Raw genomic sequence first — 23557 nt, forward strand, 5'->3', positions numbered from 1 at the left:
TCCTTCAATGGCCACTGAAGAACAGCTGCGTTCCTATCTGAAGACGGCCGTGGCGAACTCGCGCGAGGCGCAGCGGCAGCTGAACGAGATCAAGGGCAGGCGGGACGAGCCGCTCGCCATCGTGGGCATGGCCTGCCGCTACCCCGGCGGCGTGACCGGCCCCGACGGCCTCTGGGACCTGGTCGCCTCGGGCACCGACGCGGTGTCGGTGTTCCCCGCCGACCGCGGCTGGGACGCCGACGCGCTCTACGACCCGGAGGGCGCCCCCGGCACGACGTCCACCCGCGAGGGCGGCTTCGTGGACGCGGTGGCGGACTTCGACGCGGGGTTCTTCGGGATCTCCCCGCGTGAGGCGTTGGCGATGGACCCGCAGCAGCGGCTGCTGCTGGAGGTGGCCTGGGAGTCGCTGGAGCACGCCGGCATCGATCCGGCGGGGCTCGCCGGGACGGCCACCGGCGTCTTCGTCGGGGCGTCCTCCTCGGGGTACATGGAGGCGATCGGGGGCATGCCCGAGACCGAGAGCCACCGGATGACCAGCGGGCTGCTGTCCGTCATCTCCGGCCGGCTGTCCTACGTCCTCGGGCTGGAGGGCCCGGCGGTGACCGTGGACACCGCGTGCTCGTCGTCGCTGGTGGCCATGCACTGGGCCGGCCAGGCGCTGCGCTCGGACGAGTGCTCGCTCGCCATCGCCGGCGGCGTGAACGTGGCGGTGAGCCCGGCGGGGTTCGTGGAGTTCACCCGGCAGGGCGGCCTCGCGCCCGACGGCCGCTGCAAGGCGTTCGCCGAGGCGGCCGACGGCACGGGCTGGTCCGAGGGCGCCGGCGTCGTGGTGCTGGAGCGGTTGTCGGACGCGCGGCGCAACGGGCACCGGGTGCTGGCCGTGGTGCGGTCCAGCGCGGTGAACCAGGACGGCGCGTCGAACGGGCTGACGGCGCCGAACGGTCCGTCGCAGCGCCGGGTGATCCGCCAGGCCCTGGCGTCCGTCGGGCTCGCGCCCACCGAGGTCGACGCGGTCGAGGCGCACGGCACCGGCACCGTGCTGGGCGACCCGATCGAGGCGCAGGCGCTGCTGGCGACCTACGGCCAGGGCCGCCCCGAGGACCGGCCGTTGTGGCTGGGCACGATCAAGTCCAACATCGGCCACTCGCAGGCCGCCGCCGGTGTCGCGAGTGTGATCAAGATGGTGCAGGCGATACGCCACGGCGTGCTCCCGCGCACCCTGCACGTGGACGAGCCGAGCAAGCGGGTGGACTGGAGCCGCGGCCGGGTGCGGCTGCTGACCGAGGAGCAGCCGTGGCCGGAGACCGGCCGCCCGCGCCGCGCGGGCGTGTCCTCCTTCGGCGTGTCCGGCACCAACGCGCACCTCATCCTCGAAGCCGCGCCCGCGCTTGCACCCGCGCTCGAACCCGCGCCTGCTCCCGCTCCCGGGTCCGCGGAGACCGCCGCTTCCGCGTCCGGGAACACGGCCGCCGCGGCCGCCCCCGGCGCGGCCGCCCGGACCGCCGACGACACCCCGGAGAGCGGGGCCGCCGTCTCCGGAGCCCTGCCGTGGGTGCTCTCCGCCCGGTCCCCGCAGGCGCTCGCCGCGCAGGCCGGACGGCTGCTGGAGCACGTCGAGCAGGACCCGCGGCCGGACCCCGCCGACGTGGCGTACTCGCTGCTGCGCTCCCGTTCCCTGTTCGACCACCGCGCCGTGGTCGTCGGCGCCGACCGGGAGGAACTGACCGCCGGGCTGCGCGCGCTGGCCGCCGGGGAGCCGGCCGCCGCCGTCGCCGAGGGCGTCGCCGAGGCCGGCCGGCACAAACCGGTGTTCGTCTTCCCCGGTCAGGGCTCCCAGTGGGTCGGCATGGCCGGCGAACTGCGTGCGGCCTCACCGGTGTTCGCCCAGGCACTCGACGCGTGCGCGGACGCGCTCGCCGAGTTCGTGGACTGGTCGCTGCTGGACGCCCTGGACGACGAGGACCTGCTCGCCCGCGTCGACGTCGTGCAACCCGCCCTGTGGGCGGTCATGGTGTCGCTGGCCCGGGTGTGGGAGTCGCTCGGCGTGCGCCCCGCCGCAGTGGTGGGCCACTCCCAGGGCGAGATCGCCGCGGCCTGCGTGGCCGGCGCGCTGTCGCTGTCCGACGGCGCCCGGGTCGTCGCCCTGCGCAGCCGCGCCATCGCCGAGGAACTGGCCGGCGACGGCGGCATGGTCGCCGTCCCGCTGCCGGTGGCACAGGCGGAGGAACTCCTCGCCCGCTGGGGCGACCGCGTCTCCGTCGCCGCGATCAACGGCCCCGGGTCCGTGGTCGTCTCCGGCGTCCCGGACGCCCTCGACGAACTCCTCGCCCACTGCGAGGACACCGGGGTGCGGGCGAAGCGGGTCCCGGTGGACTACGCCTCGCACTCCGCCGCGGTCGAGCGGATCGAACGGCGGCTCGCGGCGGACCTCGCCGCCGTCGCCCCCCGGTCCGGCGCGGTGCCGATGTACTCGACCGTCACCGCGGAGCCGATCGACACCGCCGGGCTCGACGCCGCCTACTGGTACCGCAACCTGCGCCGGACCGTCCGCTTCGAGGACGCCAACCGCGCGCTGGCCGAGGCCGGCTACACGGTGTTCGTCGAGATCAGCCCGCACCCGGTGCTCACGATGCCGGTGCAGGACACGCTCGGCGACGAGGCCGTGGTCACCGGCACGCTGCGCCGCCACGAGGGCGGTCCGGCCCGCTTGCTGCTGTCCGCGGCCCACCTGTACGCCCACGGCGTGCCGGTCGCGTGGGACGGACTGTTCGCCGGTGCCGCGCCGGCCGTGGTGGACCTGCCGACGTACGCCTTCCAGCGGCGCCGCTACTGGCCCGAGGGCGGCACCGCCGCGGCCGACGTGACGGCCGCCGGCCTGGAGGAGGTGCGGCACCCGTTGCTCGGCGCGGTGCTCTCCTCGCCCGAGGGCGGCGGGGCGGTGTTCACCTCGCGGCTGTCGGTCGCGTCGCAGCCCTGGCTGGCCGACCACGCCGTGCGGGGTGTGGTGCTCTTCCCTGGCACCGGCTTCGTCGAACTGGTCGTCCACGCCGCGGACGTGGTCGGCTGCGGCCGGGTCCGCGAGCTGATCGTGGAGGCGCCCCTGGTGCTGCCCGAGAGCGGCGGGATGCAGGTCCAGGTCGTCATGGGCGCGCCCGAGGACGGCCGGCGCACGTTCACGGTGTACGCGCGCCCCGACGGCGGCGGGGACCGGTCCTGGGTCCGGCACGCCGCCGGCGTGGTGGAGGGCGCGGAGGCACCGGAGGCCGCCGGGTTCGAGCCGCTGGCCGGCGCGTGGCCGCCCCCGGGCGCCGAGGCGCTGGAGACCGGCGACGTGTACGAGCGGACCGCCGGCGGCGGCTTCGCCTACGGCCCCACCTTCCAGGGCCTGACCCGCGCATGGCGCCAGGACGGCCGGGTCTTCGCCGAAGTGGCGCTGCCCGAGCAGCAGTGGGGCCGGGCCGGGGCGTTCGGCCTGCACCCGGCGCTGCTGGACTCGGTGCTGCACGCCTCGCTGTTCGCGGGGCTGGCACCCGCCGAGTTCGGCCGGCTGCCGTTCAGCTTCGAGGACGTGGTGCTGCACGCCTCCGGCGCCACCGAGGTGCGCGCCTGCCTGACGCCGACCGGGCCCGACTCGCTGTCGGTCCTGGTGACCGACCCGGCGGGCGGCCCGGTGCTGTCGGTGGGCTCGCTGGTGATGCGCCCGCTGACCCCGCAGACGCTGACGGCCGCCGGGCGCCGCGACGAGGCCGTCCTGTCCGTGGAGTGGACCGAACTGCCCGCCGGGGCCGAGGAGTCCGCGGGCCCGGGCGCGGGCTCCGGCGCGGGCCTCGACGCGGTGCTCGGCCCGGTGGCGGCGGGCCCGGACGCGGAGGTGCCGTGGCTGCCGGGGGTGCCGGTCCACCGGGACCTGGCGGACGTGCGGCCGGAGGCGGGCCGCCCCGTGGTGCTGGCCGTGGCGGCGCAGGACGGTCCGGTCGTGGCGGCCGCCCACGCGGCTGCCCGCTGGGTCCTGGAGCAGGTGCAGACCTGGCTGCGGGACGCGGCGTTCGCCGGTTCCTCGCTGCTGGTGCTGACCCGCGGCGCGGTCGCCGCCGGGGCCACCGGGGCCGGCGGGGAGGTGGCCGACCTGGCCGCCGCCACGGCCTGGGGCCTGGTGCGTTCGGCGCAGGCGGAGAACCCCGGCCGGATCACCCTGGTCGACACCGACCCGTCCGCCGCCGTGGCTGCGGGCCCCCTCGCCGCGGCACTGGCCGGCGGCGAGCCGCAACTCGCGCTGCGGGCGGGCCGGTTGCGCGCACCGCGGTTGGCGCGTGCGGATGTCGGGCTGGTGGCGCCGGAGTCGGGTGCCTGGCACCTGGACTCCATGGCGAAGGGGACGTTGGAGAACCTGCGGTTGGTGCCGTTCCCGGAGGCGGAGCGGGCGTTGTCCGACGGTGAGGTGCGGATCGAGGTGCGGGCGGCGGGGTTGAACTTCCGCGACGTCCTCAACGCCCTGGGCATGTACCCCGACCCGGACGAGCCGATGGGCAGCGACGTGGCCGGCGTGGTCACCGAGGTCGGCGCGGGCGTGACCGACCTGCGGGCCGGCGACCGCGTCATGGGCATCACCAACGGCGGCCTCGGCTCGGCCGTGGTGGTCGACCGGCGGCTGGTCGCGCCGGTCCCCGCGGGCTGGTCCTTCGCCACCGCCGCCTCCGTGCCGACGGCGTTCCTGACCGCGTACTACGCGCTGGTGGACCTGGCCGAACTGCGGTCGGGCGAGCGGGTGCTGGTGCACGCGGGCGCCGGCGGCGTCGGCATGGCCGCGCTCCAGATCGCCGGACACCTCGGCGCCGAGGTCTACAGCACCGCCAGCGACGGCAAGCGCGACCTGCTGCGGGAGCGGGGGGTGGAGGCGGCGCGTCTGGCGTCGTCGCGGACGCTGGACTTCGAGGAGGCGTTCCTGCGGGAGACCGGGGGGTGCGGGGTGGACGTGGTGTTGAACTCCCTGACGGGGGAGTTCATCGACGCGTCGCTGCGGTTGATGCCGGGCGGGGGTCGCTTCGTCGAGATGGGCAAGGCCGACCTGAGGCGGAGCGAGGAGGTCGCGGCACTCCACGAGGGGGTCCGCTACCGCTCCTTCGACCTCGTCGAGGCGCACCCTGACCGCCTCCAGCGGATGTTGCTGGAGTTGGTGGGGTTGTTCGAGTCGGGTGTGTTGGTGCCGTTGCCGGTGGTGGAGTGGGATGTGCGGCGGGCGCCGGAGGCGTTCCGGTTCATGAGTCAGGCGCGGCATGTGGGCAAGATCGTGTTGACGGTGGGTCGGCGGGTGGTGGGTGAGGGGGCGGTTCTGGTCACTGGGGGGACTGGTGGTCTGGGGGGTGTGGTGGCGAGGCATCTGGTGGTGGAGCACGGGGTGCGGGATCTGGTGTTGGTGTCGCGTCGGGGGTTGGGGGCGCCGGGTGCGGAGGAGTTGGTGGCGGAGCTTTCGGGTCGGGGTGCTCGGGTGGAGGTGGTGGCGTGTGATGTGAGTGATCGTGAGGCGTTGGCGGGGGTGGTGGCGGGGATGTGTGCGTCGGGTGTGTTGGCGGGTGTGGTGCATACGGCGGGTGTGGTGGATGACGGGTTGGTGTCGTCGTTGTCGGGGGAGCGGTTGGGTCCGGTGTTGGCGCCGAAGGTGGATGCGGGGTGGTGGCTGCATGAGTTGACGCGGGGGTTGGATCTGTCGTTGTTCGCGGTGTTCTCGTCGATGTCGGGTCTGGTGGGGGCTCCGGGGCAGGGCAACTACGCGGCGGCGAACGTGTTCCTGGACGCGTTGGTGGAGCGGCGTCGGAGTGAGGGGCTGCCGGGCGTGTCGATGGCGTGGGGTCCGTGGACCCCCGAGGTCGGCCTCACCGGCGCCCTGTCCGAGGCCGACATGCGTCGCCTGGAGCGGTCCGGCATGCCGCCGTTGTCGGTGGAGCAGGGCATGCGGCTGTTCGACCAGGCCGCAACAGCGGGCATCGCGCTGGTGGGACTCGGCCGGGTGGACGCCGCCGTGCTGCGCGGCCGCGCCGACCTGCCCCTGATGCTCCGCGCGCTGGTCGGCGGCCGGGCCCCCCGCGCCGTGGCCGGCCGCCAGCAGCAGTCCGGGGGCCTCGCGGGGCAGTTGGCCGGGCTCAGTGCCCAGCAGCGCGACCAGCACCTGCTGGCCCTGGTCCGCGACAACGTCGCGGTCGTCCTCGGCCACGGCGGCGGTCAGGACGTCGATCCCGGCCAGGCGTTCCGCGACTCCGGCTTCGACTCGCTCACCGCGGTCGAACTGCGCAACCGCCTCCAGAGCGCGACCGGCCTCACACTGCCGGCCACGCTCGTCTTCGACTACCCCAACGCGACCCGGCTCGCCGCCTTCCTGGGCGAGCGGTTCGGCGACACCGGCGCCTCCGCCGCCGGGCCGGAGCTGCCCGCGCTCGTCTCGGTGACCGACGACCCGATCGCGGTCGTGGGCATGGCCTGCCGCTACCCGGGCGGCGTGGAGAGCCCGGAGGACCTGTGGAACCTGGTGGTCGCCGGCGGCGACGCCATGACGCCGTTCCCGCTGGACCGCGGCTGGGACGTGGAGGGCATCTACGACCCGACGGGCACCCGCCCGAACACCGCGGTGGCCAACGAGGGCGGGTTCCTGGCCTCCGCCGCCGACTTCGACGCCGGGTTCTTCGGGATCTCCCCGCGCGAGGCGCTGGCCATGGATCCGCAGCAGCGGCTCCTGCTGGAGGTCGTCTGGGAGGCCCTGGAACGCGCCGAGATCGACCCGGCCGACCTCGCCGGCACCCCGGCCGGCGTCTTCGTCGGCAGCTACCACTCCAGCTACGGGGACCTGGTCGCCCGCGCGGGTGACGCGCAGGCCCAGATGATGACCGGGGGCGCGCAGAGCGTGCTGTCCGGGCGGGTCTCCTACGTCCTCGGGCTGGAGGGCCCGGCGGTGACGGTGGACACCGCGTGCTCGTCGTCGCTCGTCGCGATGCACCTGGCGAGCCAGTCGCTGCGCTCGGGCGAGAGCTCGCTCGCGCTCGCGGGCGGCGTCACCATCCTCGCCACCCCCGGCACGTTCGTGGAGTTCAGCCGGCAGGGCGGGCTCGCGGCCGACGGGCGCTGCAAGGCGTTCGCCGAGTCCGCCGACGGCACCGGCTTCGGCGAGGGCGTCGGGATCATGGTGCTGGAGCGGCTCTCGGACGCCCGCCGCAACGGGCACCCCGTCCTCGCCGTCCTGCGCTCCAGCGCCGTCAACCAGGACGGCGCGTCCAACGGCCTGACCGCCCCCAACGGCCCGTCCCAGCAGCGGGTCATCCGCCAGGCCCTGGCCGCCGGCGGGCTCGCCCCGACCGACGTCGACGCGGTGGAGGCGCACGGCACCGGCACGACGCTGGGCGACCCGATCGAGGCGCAGGCGCTGCTGGTCGCGTACGGCCAGGACCGCCCCGAGGACCGGCCGCTGTGGCTGGGCACCGTGAAGTCCAACATCGGGCACACCCAGGCCGCCGCCGGTGTCGCCGGGGCGATCAAGATGGTGCAGGCCATCCGGCACGGCGTGCTGCCGAGCACCCGGTACGCCGACGAGCCCACCTCGCACGTCGACTGGGACCAGGGCCGGGTGCGGCTGCTGACCGAGGACCAGCCCTGGCCCGAGACCGGACACCCGCGCCGGGCCGGCGTCTCCTCGTTCGGCATCTCCGGCACCAACGCGCACGTCATCCTGGAGGCCGCCCCCGACACCGACGCCGACGCCGCGGCCGAGCCCGGCACCGGCGCTGCGTCCGACGCCGACGCCGACACTGCGGCCGAGCCCGGCACCGCGCCCGCCGCGGACAGCACGGACGGCACGGACGGCGGCGGCGACGCCGAGACGGTCTGGGTGGTCTCCGGCCGCTCGGAACAGGCGCTGGCCGCGCAGGCCGGACGGCTGCTGCCGGCCGTGGCGGCGCACCACCCGGCGGACGTGGGCGCCGCGCTGCTGGGCACCCGCTCGCTGTTCGAGCACCGGGCGGTCGTCGTGGGCAGGGACCGCGAGGAACTGACCGCCGGACTGCGCGCGCTGGCCACCGGCGCGCCGGCCGCCCACGTGGTCGAGGGCGTGGCCCGCACCCGCCGCGGGCTCGCGGTGCTCTTCACCGGCCAGGGCGCGCAGCGCCTCGGCATGGGCCGCCTGCTCCACGCCCAGTCTCCGGTGTTCGCCGCCGCCTTCGACGAGGTGGCCGACGAGTTGGACCGGCACCTGGAGTCCCCGCTGCGGGACGTGGTCTGGGGCGGGGACCAGGAGCTGCTGGACCGCACCGGCTGGACGCAGCCCGCCCTGTTCGCGGTCGAGGTCGCGCTGTACCGGGTGCTGCTGTCCTGGGGCATCCGCCCGGACTACCTGCTCGGCCACTCCATCGGCGAGGTGGCCGCCGCCCACGTGGCCGGGGTCTTCTCGCTGCCGGACGCGTGCCGGCTGGTGGCCGCGCGCTCCCGCCTGATGCAGGCGCTGCCGGCCGGCGGGGCGATGGCCGCCGTCGAGGCGACCGAGGAGGAGGTGACCGACCGGCTCACCGGCGGGGTGTCCGTCGCGGCGGTCAACGCCGCCGAGTCGATCGTCGTCGCCGGACCCGAGGACGAAGTGGCCGCGGTGCAGGGGCACTTCACCGCGCTCGGTCGGCGGACCCGCCGGCTGCGGGTCTCGCACGCCTTCCACTCCGCGCTCATGGAGCCGATGCTCGACGCCTTCGCGGCGGAACTGGAGCAACTGGCCTACGCCGAGCCCGCCCTGCCCGTCGTGTCGAACGTGACCGGCGCGCCGGCGGACCTGGCCAACCCGGCCTACTGGGTCGAGCAGGTCCGCTCCGCGGTCCGGTTCGCCGACGGGCTGAGCTGGCTGGTCGACCACGGCGTGGACACCTTCGTGGAAGCGGGCCCGGACGCGGTGCTGTCCGGTCTGGCCGGCGCGCTGCCCGGGGCGGCCTCGGTGGCGCTCCAGCGCGGCGACCGCGCCGGCCGCCCGGTCCTGCTGCACGCCCTGGCCCGGCTCCACGTGCGGGGCGTGGCCGTCGACTGGACCCCGCTGTTCGCCGGGCGCGGCCGGCGCCGGGTGGAGCTGCCGACGTACGCCTTCCAACGCCGCCGCTACTGGCCGCAGGCCGTACCGGAGCAGGCGGCCGGCCGCGACCCGGTGGACGCCCTGTTCTGGGAGTCCGTGGAGAGCGGCACGGGCGAGCTGGCCCGCTCGCTCGGCGTCGCGGACGACGCCCTGTCGCACGTGGTGCCGGCCCTGCTGCGCTGGCGTGAGCGCAGGCTGCGGGACGCGGCGGCCGACGACTGGTGCTACCGCCAGTCCTGGGTGCCCGTCGACGGCCCGCGCGCCGACCCGGCGGCGCCGGCGCGCTGGCTGGCGGTCGTCCCCGAGGGCGACGACCCCTGGACCGGCGCCGTCCTGAAGGCACTCGGCCCCGACGTCACCGTGCTCAGCCCCGAGGCCGCCGACGCCGAGGCGCTGGCGCGGGCCGGCGCCGACCGCACCGGCGTGGTGGCGCTGGCCGCCGACGGCACGTCCGGACTCACCGCGGTCCTGCGGCTGGTCCAGGAGGTGCGGCGCGCGGAGCTGGCCGTCCCGCTGTGGGTGGCCACCCGCGCCGCGGTCGCGGCCCGTCCCGGTGAGCGGGTCGAGACCGTGTGGCAGGGCGGAATCTGGGGGCTCGGACGCGTCGCGGCCCTGGAACTTCCCGACCTGTGGGGCGGGTTGATCGACCTGCCCGGCGAGCCCGACCCGGTGGCCCTGGACCGGCTGGCGGGCGTGCTGTCCGGCGGCCACGGCGAGGACCAGCTCGCGGTGCGCGCCTCCGGCGTGCTGGCCCGCCGGCTGGTGCGCGCGCCGGGCCGCGGCACCGGAGAGGCGTGGACGACCGGCGGCACGGCCCTGGTCACCGGCGGCACCGGCGGCCTGGGCGGATACGTGGCCCGGTGGCTGGTCGAGCGGGGCGCGCAGCACCTGGTGCTGATGTCCCGGCGCGGCCCGGACGCCCCCGGCGCCGACGGGCTGCGGGCCGAACTGGAGGCCGCCGGCGCCAAGGTGAGCGTCGTCGCGGGCGACGTCACCGACCGGGCGACGATGGCCGAACTGCTCGCCGGCCTGCCCGCCGACCTGCCGCTGCGGTCGGTGTTCCACACCGCCGGCGTCCTGCACGAGCCGACACCCGTCGAGGCGCTCAGCCTGGAGACGCTGCACGACAGTCTCGGGGCGAAGGTCGAAGGCGCCCTGCTGCTGGACGAGTTGACCGGCGAGACGGACCTGGACGCGTTCGTGCTGTTCTCGTCGGGCGCGGCGTCCTGGGGCGGCAGCGGCCAGGGCGGTTACGCGGCGGGCAACGCCTGCCTGGACAGCCTCGCGGAGTACCGCCGGGCCCGCGGGCGTACCGCCACCTCCATCGCCTGGGGCACCTGGGCCGAGGCGGGGATGGCCGCGGCGAACACCGACGAGCACGACTACCTGGTGCGGCTGGGCGTGCTGCCCATGCAGCCCGAACCGGCCGTCGCCGCCATGCAGCGCGTCCTGGAGGAGGACGCGACCACGGTCACCGTCTCCGACATGGACTGGTCGAGGTTCGCGCCCGCGTTCTCGCTGGCCCGGCCGAGCCGGCTGCTCGCCCTGCTCCAGGACACCGGCCCCGCCGCGGCCGAACCCGAGGCCGACGCCACCGCGTTCGCCGGGCAGTTGGCGGCGGTGCCCGCGGCCGAGCGGCGCGAGTACCTCGTCACCCTGGTGTGCGACCACGCCGCCGCCGTGCTGGGCCACGGCAGTGGCGACGAACTGGACCCCGAGACCGCCTTCCGGGACGCCGGGTTCGACTCGCTGACCGCGGTCGAACTGCGCGACCGGCTCCAGGCGATGACCGGGCTGACCCTGCCCGCCACGCTCGTCTTCGACTACCCCAACCCGCTCAAGCTCGCGGCCCTGCTGGACGAGACGGCCGGCGGCACCGCGGGGGAGGGCGACGAGGAGGAGCTGCGCCGCGTGCTGGCGTCCGTCCCGCCGGCCAAACTCCGGGCCGCCGGCCTGCTCGACGCCGTCCTCGCCCTGGCCGAGGAGGCGGGCCAGGACACCGGCGAGGCGGACGGGGCCGACGAGCCGGACGAGACCGACCTGATGACCGCCGACGCCGACGACCTCGTCCGCATCGCGCTCGGATCCGCGTGAAGGAGCTGTACGACATGGACATCACCGCAGCAGTGATCGAGGAGGCCGGGTCCCCCTTCGTCCTGAAGCAGGTCGAACTGGCCGACCCCGGCCCGGACGAGGTGCTGGTCGAGCTGCACGCCACCGGGCTGTGCCACACCGACCTGGCCGTCCAGCACGGGTTCACGCCCTTCCCGCTGCCCGGCGTGCTGGGCCACGAGGGCAGCGGCGTGGTGCGCGCGGTGGGGCCGGGCGTCCTCGGCCTCGCGGCCGGCGACCACGTGGCGCTGTCGTTCGCGAGCTGCGGCGAGTGCGGCAACTGCCGGGACAAGGTGCCCTCCTACTGCGACACCTTCGTCGCCCGGAACTTCATGGGCGCCCGCATCGACGGCACCCGGCCGCTGTCGCTGGACGGCGCGGGACTCGGCTCGAACTTCTTCGGCCAGTCGAGCTTCGCCTCGCACACCGTGGCGCACACCCGCTCCGTGGTGAAGATCCCCGCCGAGGTCCCGCTGCCGCTGGCCGCGCCCCTGGGCTGCGGTGTGCAGACCGGCGCCGGGGCGGTGCTCAACTCGCTCCAGGTCACCGCGGGCAGCTCGGTGCTGGTGCTCGGCGGCGGCTCGGTCGGCCTCAGCGCCGTGATGGGCGCGGTGCTCGCCGGCGCCGAGACCGTCATCGTCGTCGAGCCGCTGGAGTCGCGGCGGCTGGTCGCCAAGGACCTCGGCGCGACCCACGTCCTGGACCCCGAGGACGGCGGGATCGCCGAGCAGGTCCGCGGCATCGTGCCGCAGGGCGTGCGGTACGCGGTGGACACCACCGCCAAGTCCGCGGTGCTCGCCGAGGTCGTCCAGGCCATGGCCAAGCGGGGCCGCGTCGCCCTGCTGGGCATCCCCTCCGAACCCACCGCCGTGCTCCCGCTGAGCCTCGGGCTGAGCCAGATCCTCGGGCTGAGCGTCGTCGGCGTCGTCGAGGGCGACAGCGACCCGCACACGTTCATCCCCTGGCTGCTCGACCAGTACCTCCAGGGCCGGTTCCCCCTCGACCGCCTCGTCACCACGCTGCCGTTCGCCGACATCAACGAGGCGGCCGCGGCGCAGGTGCGCGGGGACGCGATCAAGGTGGTGCTCACGCACCGGTGACCGGGCCCGCCCCGGCGCGCACGAGTTGGCAACCCCCGACGAGGACAGGCTAAGGACAGGCGAGGCCCATGCCCATCGACCACCACCACTTCTACATCGGCGGCGACCGGGTCGCACCCGGCACCGGGCACCGCATCCAGGTGCACGCCGCCGCCACCGGAGAACTCGTCGGCAGCGTGCCGGAGGCCCACCCGGCGGACGTGGACGCGGCCGTCGCCGCCGCCCGCGCCGCCTTCGACGACCCCTCGGGGTGGCGGCAGTGGACCCCGCAGGCCCGCGCGGAGACGCTGACCCGTTTCGCGGCGGCTCTCAAGGAGCGTGCTCCCGAGATCGCCCGGCTGGTCAGCGTGCAGAACGGCATGCCGATCAGCCTGGCCGGCCTGCTGGAGGGCACCGCGCCCTCGGCGCTGCTGCGCTACTACGCCGCGGTGGCCGCCGCGAAGACGGGCGACGACCGCCGCCCCGGCCTGTTCGGCGGGCACGCGGTCGTCGTCCCCGAACCGGTGGGCGTCGTCGCCGCGATCGTCCCCTGGAACGTGCCCCAGGGCATCACCTTCATGAAGCTCGCCCCCGCCCTGGCCGCGGGCTGCTCCGTGGTGCTCAAGCCGTCCCCGGAGACCGTGCTCGACGCCTACCAGGTCGCCGAGGCCGCCGCGGAGGCCGGACTGCCCGCGGGGCTGCTCAACATCGTGCCCGGCGGCGCGGAGACCGGCCGCTACCTCGTCGGCCACCCCGGCGTGGACAAGGTGTCCTTCACCGGCTCCACCGCCACCGGCCGGAGCATCGCCGAGACCTGCGGGCGGCTGCTGCGGCCGGTCTCCCTGGAGCTGGGCGGCAAGTCCGCCGCGGTCGTCCTGGACGACGCGGACCTCAGCGGCGTGATGGACCGCTTCTTCCGGGCCACGCTGCTGAACAACGGGCAGGTCTGCTGGCTGGGCACCAGGATCCTGGCGCCCCGCTCCCGCTACGCCGAACTGGTCGACGCCGTCACCGAGATGGCGCGCGCGCTCAAGGTCGGCGACCCGCTCGACCCCGCGACCCAGCTCGGCCCGCTGGTCTCCGAGCGGCAGCGGGACCGGGTGGAGTCCTACATCGCCAAGGGCGTCAGCGACGGCGCCCGCCTCACCGTCGGCGGCGGCCGCCCCGCGTGGGCCGACCGCGGCTGGTACGTCGACGCGACCGTCTTCGCCGACGTGGACAACAGGTCCGCCATCGCGCAGGAGGAGATCTTCGGCCCGGTGCTGTCGGTCATCCCCTACACCGACGAGGACGAGGCCCTGGCACTCGCCAACGACAGCGACTACGGGCTCGGCGGCTCGGTGTGGACCACCGACGCCGACCGCGGCCTGGACTTCGCCCGCCGGGTGCAGACCGGCTCGATCGGGGTCAACAGCTACGCCAACGACCCGGTCGCGCCCTTCGGGGGCCGCAAGGCGAGCGGCCTCGGCTACGAACTGGGCCCCGAGGGCCTCGCCCAGTACCAGGTCCTGAAGTCGATCTACGTCGACCAGCAGGTCTGAGTGGCGCCCGGTGCCCCTTTCCCGGCACCGGGCGGCCACCCCACAGGTAGTGACATGCAGTGAGAAACGGAGTGGACGACTCATGACGCGACGACTCGACGGTAAGGTGGCCATGATCACGGGTGCGGCCCGTGGCCAGGGCCGGGGCCACGCCCTGCGGCTGGCCGAGGAGGGCGCCGACCTGATCCTGGTGGACATCTGCCAGAACATCGACACGCTGGCCTACTCCCTCGGCTCCGAGGACGAGCTCGCCGAGACCGCCGCCCAGGTGGAGAAGCTGGGCCGCCGCGTGGTGACGGCGCAGGCCGACACCCGGGACGCGGCGGCGCTGCGGGAGGCCGTCGAGCGCGGCACCTCGGAGCTGGGCGGCCTGGACATCCTCGTCGCCAACGCCGGCGTGGGCATGGCGCACCCCTCGACCAGCCAGGAGCAGGCGTTCCGCGACCAGTTGGAGATCAACACCATCGGCGCATGGAACACCGTGCACGCCGCGGCGCCGAAGATCATCGAGGGCGGCAAGGGCGGCGCGGTCGTCGTCATCAGCTCGGTGATGGGCCTGAGCGGCAAGATCGGCAGCCCGACCGGCGGCGCGGAGGGCTACGTCGCCGCCAAGCACGCGCTGCTGGGCCTGTCCCGGGCGTGGACCCGGTGGCTGGGCCCGCACAACATCCGGGTCAACTCCATCCACACCACCGGGGTGCGCACCCCGCTGCTCATCAACGACGCCGTCAAGAAGGTGCACACCAAGCCCCCCACCACCGGCGCCGAGGTGGGCCACATCCTCGACGTCACGATGCTGGACGTCAGCGACGTCACCGGCGCGGTGTCCTGGCTGGTCTCGGACGAGGCCCGCTACGTCACCGGTATCGCGCTGCCGATCGACGCCGGCTTCACCACCCCGTAAGACCCCCACGGCGAACCGCCCCCCGAGCCGACGGCTCGGGGGGCGGTTCGCCGTACGGGCGGCGGCCGGTCAGGAACTCGTCTCCGGCACCGGACGCGCCGGGGCGTCCCCGGAGCCGGCGGCCCGGGCGCCGGAGGGCGCCGGGGCGAACTCCACGGCGTCGTCCACCGGACCGCGCCAAAGCAGCCGGACGTCCTGCCGGTAGTTCTGCTCCAGGGTCCACGGCGCGCGCGTGCCCCGCTTCGGCATGGTGTCCGCGCCGCGCAGCACGTAGCCGGACCGCAGGTCCAGGATCGGCAGCACTTCGTCCCCGGCCGGCGGGGCCAGCGGCCGCACCACGGCGTGGCCGCGCTCGGCCATGTGCGCCAGCAGCCGGGACACGTACTGCGCGACGAGGTCGGCCTTCAGCGTCCACGAGCTGTTGGTGTAGCCCAGCGTCCAGGCGAAGTTCGGCACCCCGGAGAGCATCATGCCCTTGTAGGCGACCGTCGCGCCCGGGTCGACCGGCCGGCCGGCCACGCTCAGCCGGATGCCGCCAAGCGGCAGCAGGTTCAGACCGGTCGCCGTGACGACCACGTCCGCGGGCACCTCCTTGCCCGAGCGCAGCAGGAGGCCCCTCTCGGTGAAGGACTCCACGTGGTCGGTGACGACCGACGCCTCCCCGGCGCTGATCGCCTTGAACAGGTCCCCGTCCGGCACGTAGCACACCCGCTGGTCCCACGGCGCGTACCGCGGGGTGAAGTGGGTGTCGACGTCGTAGCCGTCCGGGAGCTGCTTGACGACGCCCTTGCGCAGCATCGCCTTCACCTTCTCGGGGCGCTTGCGGCTGAACCGGTAGAAGCCCAGCGCCAGCGTCGCGTTCTTCCACCGGATCGCGGCCAGCGCGGTGCGCTCGGGCAGCACCCGGCGCAGCGCGCCCGCGATGCCGTCCCGGGAGGGCAGCGACATCACGTAGGAGGGCGAGCGCTGGAGCATCGTGACGTGCGCGGCCCGTGCGGCCATCGCGGGCACCAGGGTGACCGCCGTGGCGCCGCTGCCGATGACGACGACGCGCTTGCCGGTGTAGTCCAGGTCCGCGGGCCAGTGCTGGGGGTGCACGATCCGCCCCCCGAACCGGTCGGCGTCCTTGAACTGCGGGCTGTAGCCCTCGTCGTAGCGGTAGTAGCCCGAGCACAGGTAGAGGAAGGAGCAGGTCAGCGTGATCTCCTCGGCCTCGCCCTCCGCGCCCCGCTCCACCCGCACGTTCCAGCGGGCGTGCGCCTCGTCCCAGTCCGCGCCGACCACCCGGTGCCGGAAGCGGACGTGGTCCAGCAGGCCGTCCTCCCGGGCGGTCTCCCGGATGTAGGACAGGATGCTCTCCCCGTCGGCGATCGCCTTCGGGTCCTTCCACGGGCGCTGCTGGTAGCCCAGGGTGTGCATGTCCGAGTCCGACCGCACCCCCGGGTACCGGAACAGGTCCCACGTCCCGCCGACGGCGTCCCGCGCCTCCAGGATCGCCAGCGTCCGCCGCGGGTCCGCGCGCCGCAACCGGCCGGCGGCGCCGATCCCGGACAGTCCCGCCCCGACGACGAGGACATCGACGTGCTCAGCCACGGACCCTCCCCGCCTGCACCGGCCGGCCGGCCGTGCGCGCCGTCACCATCCCACCGGCATGGACCGCGGACCGCGGACCATCATCTCGCTCTTCCAGGCGATGTCGCCCGCCACCTTGAGGGTCGGCAGCCGCTCCAGGAGCGCGCGCAGCGCCTCCTGCAACTCCAGCCGGGCCAGCGGGGCGCCGAGGCAGTGGTGGATGCCGTGGCCGAAGCCGATGTGGTGGTTGCTCGGGCGGTCGAGCTTGATCTCCTCGGGGTCCTCGAAGCGCAGCCCGTCGCGGTTGGCCGCGCCGAGGGCCACCAGGACCGGTTCGCCGGCGCGCACCAGCGTCCCGCCGACCTCGATGTCCTCCCGGGCGTAGCGCGGGGCGGCCGAGCCGCTGCCCAGCGGCACGAAGCGGAACAGCTCCTCGACGGCCGACGGGATCAGCTCCGGGTCGTCCAGCAGCCGCTTCCAGTGCTGCGGCTGGTCCAGCAGGGCGTAGACGAAGCTGGGGATCTGGGAGGCGGTGGTCTCGTGCCCGGCGATGAGCAGGCCGATGCAGTGGTCCAGCAACTCCTGCTCGGTGAGCTTGTCCTGCACGTCGCGGGCCTCGATCATGCCCGAGATGAGGTCGTCGGCCGGCTGTGCGCGGCGGGCCGCGATGATCCCGCCGATGTAGCCGACCAGCTCCATGCGCTTGACCCGGCCCTCCTCGGGGTTCAGCGTGCTGGTCGACAGGATGGCGTCGGTCCACCTGCCGAACTTCTCCCGGTCCTCGAAGGGGACGCCGAGCAGCTCGCAGATGACGGTCGTCGGGATCGGCAGCGCGTAGTCCGCCACCAGGTCCGCCGGCTCGCCCTTGGCCAGCATGTCGTCGATGAGCCGGTGGGCCAGGTCGTGGACCTTCGGCCGCAGCTCCTCCACCCGGCGGATGGTGAACGCCTTGCTGATCAGCCGGCGCAGCCGGGTGTGGTCGGGCGCGTCCATGTTGAACATGGACTTCGCCTGCGCGTTGAACTTCCGTGCCCGCGGCGGGTCGTGCTCCTCGGACAGCGCGCGGCTGAAGCGCGCGTCGCCCAGCACGAGCCGGGCGTCCTCGTAGCGGGTGGCCAGCCAGGCCGGTTCTCCGTAGGGCAGCTTGACGCGGATCAGGCCGTCGGTGTCGCGCGCCCTGGTGTACGACTCGCTCAGCGCGAGACCTTCGTCAGGGCCGAACGGGTAGGACAGCGACTCCGGGTAGGTCGTGTTCAATGAGTGCTCCTCAGCGGGGAGATGCGGGTCGCGGGCGGTGCCGCCCGCGGGCCGGGCGCCGGCGGGTCAGACCCGGGTGAGGTCGACGACGGACACGAGGTTGGCGCCGTAGTTCGCGATGTAGGCCCGGCGGCCGTCCGCGGACACGGCGATGCCGGCGGGAGTGCGCTCGACGGCGACGGTGTTGACGACCGTCCGCGTGGCGGTGTCGATCACGGACATCGTCCTGCCGGGGGCCGTGTTGCCACCCATGTTCACGACGTAGGCGCGGGTGCCGTCGGGGGAGATCGCCACCCCGCCGGGGCCGGGGCCGACCGTGATGACGGACGCCACCTCGTGGGTGCGGGTGTCGATGACCGACACCGTGTTCCCGGGGTCGCCGAACGGTCCGTGGTCGGCGACGTAGGCGTGGGCGCCGTCCGGGGTGATGGCGACGGCGCCGGGCGACCGGCCCACGGTCACGGTGGTGACCACCGTGTTCGTCGCGATGTCGATGACGGAGACGGTGCCCTCGGTCTCGGTCGGCTTGCCGTAGTTGACCACGTAGGCGTGCACGCCGTCCTCGTGGATCGCCACCGCGCCGGGCGCCGCCCCCACGTCGACGGTGCCGACCACCTCGAAGGTGGCGGTGTCGATGACCGACATGGTGTTGCCGGGGTTGGCCTCGGAGCCCAGTTCGGAGATGTAGACCCGCCGGCCGTCGGGCGTGACCGCGACGCCGTCGGGGGAGTTGCCGACCTCGACGGTGGCCACGACCTCGTGGGTGGCGGTGTCGATGACCGAGACGGTGTGGCCCGGCTCCTTGCCGGAGCCGTAGTTGACGACGTAGACCCGGGAGCCGTCGGGGACGACCTCCAGCGCGGTGGGCCCGACGCCGACCTTCACGGTCGCGACGACCTCGTGGGTGGCGGTGTCGATCACCGACACCGTGTCACCGGGGGAGTGGGTCGCCCACCGCCCGTAGTTCGTCACGTACGCCCGGGTGCCGTCCGGGGTGAGGGCGACCGCGGAGGGCCCCTCGCCCACCGGGATGGTGACCTCCACGTGCGGGACGTCGAGCTGTTCGGTCTCGGTCACGGATGTGCTCTCCTCACGGCGACTGCCGGCGCGCGCCCGCTGACGGGAGGTCGTCGGAAAATGTCTCGTGGATTCGACGGATCTGCTTATGCGGAAAATCCGGCGGGTAGCGTGCTGTCGTGATGGCCGTCGCCTCGCCGGGTCGGCGGGGTTTCCACCCGCGGGTTTCCCCACGTCGAAACCGGTACCGATGCTCGAAGGATCGTATCGGCGTGCTGCGGATGAAAGGCGTGACTCTCCACGTTAGGGGCCCGCTTAGGGGGTTTCGGGACAGATTAGGGGCCCCGTCCACACGCCGTCGAAGGGCTTAGGGGATTGCTAGGGGGGTGTTGTCGCCCCGTCCTTCAGTAGGTTCGTGCCCCGAGAAGGCGTCGCATGGGATGGGGAGTAACGTGAAGATCGCATACCTTGTCGATGGGGGTCTGAGCGATCTGCCAGGCGCCGGCACGGATCTCTACGAGCGCTACCCGCAGGTCCAGGAGATCTACGAGAAGGCCGCCGGCTGGACCGGGCTGACCGTCGACCGGATGCTGCGCTGGGAACTGGACCGCCTGGAGGAGTACCAGCAGGTCGGGCTGATCCGCCAGGCCTCGATCATCCTCGGCGTCGCCGACCTGCTCGCCGAGCGCGGCGTGCGCCCCGACGTCATCGCCGGCATGAGCCTCGGCTCGCTGGTGGGCGCCTGCATCGCGGGCGCCGTCGAGCGCAAGGACCTGTTCACCTTCCTGCGCCGGAAGACCGAGGTGCCCCCGCCCACCGGCCCCGCCCAGGGATGCGCCGGCCTGCTGGTGCCGGTGGACGCCGACGACGAGGAGTACCTCGGCCAGCTCGTCGAGGGCACCTGGGTCGGCGGCGAGCTCGGCCTGCGCCGCAACGGCACCGTCCGCGGCTTCATGGTCTCCGGGTACGTCGACGCCCTCCACGAGCTGATGGCCAAGCTCCCGGAGGGGTCGATGCACATGATCAAGGACGTGAACGTCGCCGTGCACGTCCCCGCCTGCGCCGACCAGAACGAATACCTCGAACCGGTCTGGTCGAAGATGAATTTCCACGACCCGGAGATTCCGCTGTGTTCCTGCAAGGAGCGCGGAATGCTCACCACCGCGGCGGACGTACGGAAATGGTACCTGGGAAACCAGGTCGACAAGGTGAGCCATCCCGACATGTTCTCCAACGTGATCGGCCACGAACCCCAGCTTGCGTTCCTCCTCGGCCCGGCCAAGCTCGACATCTACCTCGACGCACTGCCGTGCCCGGTCATTCAGATCGAGAACGACGAACAGCTCACGGACGCCATGACCGCCCTGTACGAAATGCGGATCTGATCGCTGTCTCCCCCAGAAAGGCGCGCCAGGCATGAACGAATCACTGGCTCTGGTCGACCAGTTCCTGCAGACCGACCTCGACGAGTGGACCCGGCAGGTGGTCCGACGGCACTTCGACCCCGGAACCGGCAGCCCCTACTGGCTCAAGCGCGCGGCGGAGCTGGACTTCGACCCGCTGGAGATCACCCGCTACGACGAGCTGAGCGCGCTCGGGCCGTTCCCGCTGTCCGTGCTGCGCAAGCTCGACCCCGCCGACCTGGTTCCCCAGGCGGTGCCGCGGCCGATCGCCGGCCGGGTCTTCGACTCCGGCGGCACCACCGGCGACCCCAAGCGCATCCTGTACACGCCCGCCATGCTCCAGCACCGGCAGGCGTGGCGGCACTGGTCGTTCCACACCGAGGGCTTCCGCCCCGACGGCAACTGGGTGCAGGGCACCCCCACCGGACCGCACGTGATCGGCCTCGGCGTCCAGGAACTGTCGTCCTACGGCGGGCGGATGTACATCGTCGACATCGACCCGCGGTGGGTCAAGCGGCTCATCCGCGCCGGCAAGCTCGCCGAGGCCGACGAGTACACCGACCACGTCCTCGGCCAGATCACCAACATCCTTGCCAGCCAGCCGATCGACTACCTCAACACCACGTCGGCCCTGCTCACCGCCCTCATCCGGCGCGCCCCGGAGCTGGCCGCGAAGCTCAAGGGCGTACGGGTCAGCGGCACCCACTGCACCCCGGCCATGTTCCGCACGTTCAAGGAGACCCTCAACGGCGGCAGCGGCGCCATCGTGGGGCGCAGCTACGGCAACACCTTCGGCACCTCGGCCGGCATCCCGGACGAGGACGACGGCGAGATCCTGCCGTACCTGCCGAACTACCCCAACGTCACCGCCCGCGTGGTCGACAAGCAGGACTGGACCCGCGAGGTCGGGTTCGGCGAGCAGGGCCAGGTCATGCTGAACGTCCTGCACCCCGACCTGCTCCTGCCCAACTTCCTCGAACGGGACCAGGCCGTCCGGTACGACACCGGCGCCGCCTACCCCTGCGACGGCGTCGCCAACGTCATGCCCCTCCAGATCACCAGGAACGCCCCGGAGGGCATCTACTGACAGCCGCCCACCCAGGCGACCCGGCACCGTCCCGCGCCTCGCGGACGGTGCCGCGCCGCCACCGGCGCGGCCCGCAGCGGAACCGCGCCCGCGGGACGGGGAGGCGGAACCGCACACACGGACTCGAAGGAGGAACGGGAAGCGGCCCCGCCGGGGCACTGCGGCCCCTGACACCCATGCAAGCGATCGTCATCGAGGACAAGCAGCTCGTGCTGCGCGAGGTCGAGGACCCCAGGCCCGGACCGGGCGAGGTGGTCGTCGACGTGGCCGCGGCCGGTGTCAACCGGGCCGACGTCTCCCAGCGGCAGGGCCTGTACCCGCCGCCGCCGGGCGCCGCGCCCTACCCGGGGCTGGAGGTCTCGGGCGTGGTCAGCGCCCTCGGCATCGGGGTGAAGGGGCGCCGGGTCGGCGACGAGGTCGCCTGCCTGCTGGCCGGCGGCGGCTACGCCGAGCGGGTCGCGGTACCCGCCGCGCACACCCTGCCGGTGCCGGCCGGGGTGTCCCTGCGGGACGCGGCGGCCCTGCCCGAGGTCGCCTGCACGGTCTGGTCCAACGTGGTCGACCGCGACGCCCTGCGGGAGGGCGAGACGCTGCTGGTCCACGGCGGCGGCAGCGGCATCGGCACCTTCGCGATCCAACTGGGCAAGGCACTGGGCGCGTCGGTAGTGGTGACCGCCCGCGCGGCCAAGCACGACCGGCTGCGGGCCCTCGGCGCGGACCTCGCGGTCGACTACACCACCGAGGACTTCGTGCTGGCCACGAAGGAGTTCACCTCCGGTGCCGGCGCCGACGTCATCCTCGACATCATCGGCGCGAAGTACCTCGCGGACAACGTCGAGGCCCTCGCCCCGAACGGCCGGATCACCGTCATCGGCCTCCAGGGCGGCCGCAAGGCCGAACTGGACCTCGCGCTGCTGCTCAACCGGCGCGGTTCGGTCTCGGCGACGTCGCTGCGCGCCCGGCCGCGGGCCGACAAGTCGCGCATCGTCGCCGGAGTCGAGCGGGAGGTGTGGCCCCTGGTCGAGGCGGGCACCGTCAAGCCGGTCGTGCACACCGCCCTGCCGCTGGCCGAGGCGGCCGAGGCGCACCGCCTGATCGAGGCGAGCGACCACGTCGGCAAGATCCTCCTGCTGCCGTAACCGCCCGTCGTCCGGCGCCCGCCTCCCGCCCCGCGGCCGGCGGCCTTCCGGGGTGTCCGGCCCCGGTGCCGCCACCGCGACGGACGCCCCCGTGCCGAGCGGGTACCGAGGAGCCCGCCCGGCGACGACACCGCACCGCCCCCCACCTGCCCCGCGCCGGCCCCCACCTCGGCCGGCGCTCGCTCGCATCGTCGGCACAGACGATGCCGGAACGGAGTTCCCGATGCCACTCGACCCCGCGGTCAAGGCCGTCCTCGACATCCTTGACGCCGCCGGCGACAGGCAGCTGCACGAGCTGCCGATGCCCCTCGCGCGGGCGAACTATGACCAACTCGCCGGGCTCGGCGGCGAACCGGCGGCGATCGGCCGCACCGAGCGCACCACCGCCGACGGGGTGCCGGTCCGGCTGTACTGGCCGGACAGCCCGGGCCCGCACCCGATCCTGCTCTTCTTCCACGGCGGCGGCTGGGTGCTCGGCAGCCTCGACGGGTACGACGGCGTGGCCCGCGACCTGAGCGCGCACGCCGACTGCCTGGTGGTCAGCGTCGGCTACCGCCTCGCCCCCGACCACTGCTTCCCCGCCGCGGTCGAGGACGCCCTCACCGTCGCCAAGTGGGCGATGCGGACGGGCGACGCGTACGGCGGCGACACCCAGCGGCTGGCGGTGGCCGGCGACTCGGCGGGCGGCAACCTCAGTGCCGTGCTCGTCAACGAACTGCCCGGCCGGTTCCGGGCGCAGGCGCTGCTCTACCCCGTCACCGACCAGACTAGGAAGCACCCCTCGGTCCGCGAGAACGGGCAGGGCTACCTGCTCACCGAGGACACCCTGCGCTGGTTCAGCGAGAACTACCTCGGCGACCAGGACCCGCGCCACCCGTGGGCGTCGCCGCTGTTCGCCGCCGACGAGGTGCTCGCGGCCGCGCCCCCGACCCTCGTGGTCACCGGCGAGTTCGACCCGCTGCGCGACGAGGGCGAGGCCTACGCCGACCGGCTGCGCGCGCTCGGCGTCCACGTCGAGAACCGCCGCTACGACGGCATGATCCACGCCTTCTTCTCCATGCGCGGGATGGTGCCGGCCGCCGGCGAGGCCCTGCGCCAGGTGACGGACTTCCTCCAGGAAGCCTGGACGCAACACACGTGACATAAAACCTCCCCTTCTCCGGGACGCCCGTTCCCCCGCGGGCGTCCCGGTTGTTTTTCCACCCCCGGGAGAGGGCCGCGGAACCGGCCGCCCGGCAGACGGAATTGCGCCGCGAATCCCGTACCGCTCCCGCCACCGGAACGACATCGGGAGGGTATTCCCGACAGCCCGTTCCTGCGGCGCAGATCACACCGGACCACCGCGGACCCCGATCCCC

General features: G+C 74.1%; 10 protein-coding genes and 1 pseudogene. 8 read left to right on the forward strand and 3 right to left on the reverse strand.

Features of this window, described 5'->3' with window-relative positions; genetic code table 11:
• Nucleotides 1-103: 103 nt before the first annotated feature.
• The 4 genes and pseudogenes from RVR_RS30995 to RVR_RS31010 all read left to right on the forward strand — a co-directional run.
• Nucleotides 104-11182: pseudogene (locus RVR_RS30995) on the forward strand (type I polyketide synthase); the annotation flags it as partial.
• Nucleotides 11183-11196: 14 nt separating this feature from the next.
• Nucleotides 11197-12300: an NAD(P)-dependent alcohol dehydrogenase gene (locus RVR_RS31000; protein ID WP_202237208.1), complete on the forward strand. Its 1104-nt coding sequence runs from the start codon at nucleotides 11197-11199 to the stop codon at nucleotides 12298-12300.
• A 68-nt stretch (nucleotides 12301-12368) separates the two neighbouring features.
• Nucleotides 12369-13820: an aldehyde dehydrogenase gene (locus RVR_RS31005; protein WP_202237209.1), complete on the forward strand. Its 1452-nt coding sequence runs from the start codon at nucleotides 12369-12371 to the stop codon at nucleotides 13818-13820.
• 82 nt (nucleotides 13821-13902) lie between these two features.
• Entirely contained in the window at nucleotides 13903-14724 is an 822-nt protein-coding gene (locus RVR_RS31010; protein ID WP_202237210.1) for a mycofactocin-coupled SDR family oxidoreductase, read from the forward strand.
• Nucleotides 14725-14793: 69 nt separating this feature from the next.
• Here RVR_RS31010 and RVR_RS31015 read toward each other — a convergent pair whose 3' ends face one another.
• The 3 genes from RVR_RS31015 to RVR_RS31025 form a co-directional block, all read right to left on the reverse strand.
• Complete coding sequence (locus RVR_RS31015) at nucleotides 14794-16317, reverse strand: flavin-containing monooxygenase (protein ID WP_202237211.1); 1524 nt, start codon at nucleotides 16315-16317, stop codon at nucleotides 14794-14796.
• Between the two features lie 42 nt (nucleotides 16318-16359).
• Entirely contained in the window at nucleotides 16360-17553 is a 1194-nt protein-coding gene (locus tag RVR_RS31020) for a cytochrome P450 (protein WP_202237212.1), read from the reverse strand.
• 66 nt (nucleotides 17554-17619) lie between these two features.
• Complete coding sequence (locus RVR_RS31025) at nucleotides 17620-18630, reverse strand: choice-of-anchor I domain-containing protein (protein WP_202237213.1); 1011 nt, start codon at nucleotides 18628-18630, stop codon at nucleotides 17620-17622.
• 392 nt (nucleotides 18631-19022) lie between these two features.
• Between RVR_RS31025 and RVR_RS31030 the strand changes: the two genes are divergently transcribed.
• The 4 genes from RVR_RS31030 (at nucleotide 19023) to RVR_RS31045 (ending at nucleotide 23340) form a co-directional block, all read left to right on the forward strand.
• Nucleotides 19023-19955, forward strand: a complete 933-nt coding sequence (locus RVR_RS31030; RefSeq protein ID WP_202237214.1) for a hypothetical protein — start codon at nucleotides 19023-19025, stop codon at nucleotides 19953-19955.
• A 31-nt stretch (nucleotides 19956-19986) separates the two neighbouring features.
• Entirely contained in the window at nucleotides 19987-21060 is a 1074-nt protein-coding gene (locus RVR_RS31035) for an acyl-CoA synthetase family protein (RefSeq protein ID WP_202237215.1), read from the forward strand.
• A 176-nt stretch (nucleotides 21061-21236) separates the two neighbouring features.
• Nucleotides 21237-22199 carry an NAD(P)H-quinone oxidoreductase gene (locus RVR_RS31040; protein WP_202237216.1) on the forward strand — a complete coding sequence of 321 codons (963 nt, stop codon included), beginning with the start codon at nucleotides 21237-21239 and terminating at the stop codon, nucleotides 22197-22199.
• A 223-nt stretch (nucleotides 22200-22422) separates the two neighbouring features.
• Nucleotides 22423-23340: an alpha/beta hydrolase gene (locus RVR_RS31045; RefSeq protein ID WP_202237217.1), complete on the forward strand. Its 918-nt coding sequence runs from the start codon at nucleotides 22423-22425 to the stop codon at nucleotides 23338-23340.
• The last annotated feature ends 217 nt before the right edge of the window (nucleotides 23341-23557 follow it).

It is taken from the genome of Streptomyces sp. SN-593 (genome assembly GCF_016756395.1).
GTDB lineage: Bacteria > Actinomycetota > Actinomycetes > Streptomycetales > Streptomycetaceae > Actinacidiphila > Actinacidiphila reveromycinica.

Coding starts and splice junctions, on each gene's coding strand:
- RVR_RS31000 (WP_202237208.1), top strand. CDS start 11,197: ATGGACATCACCGCAGCAGTGATCGAGGAGGCCGGGTCCCCCTTCGTC.
- RVR_RS31005 (WP_202237209.1), top strand. CDS start 12,369: ATGCCCATCGACCACCACCACTTCTACATCGGCGGCGACCGGGTCGCA.
- RVR_RS31010 (WP_202237210.1), top strand. CDS start 13,903: ATGACGCGACGACTCGACGGTAAGGTGGCCATGATCACGGGTGCGGCC.
- RVR_RS31035 (WP_202237215.1), top strand. CDS start 19,987: ATGAACGAATCACTGGCTCTGGTCGACCAGTTCCTGCAGACCGACCTC.
- RVR_RS31040 (WP_202237216.1), top strand. CDS start 21,237: ATGCAAGCGATCGTCATCGAGGACAAGCAGCTCGTGCTGCGCGAGGTC.
- RVR_RS31045 (WP_202237217.1), top strand. CDS start 22,423: ATGCCACTCGACCCCGCGGTCAAGGCCGTCCTCGACATCCTTGACGCC.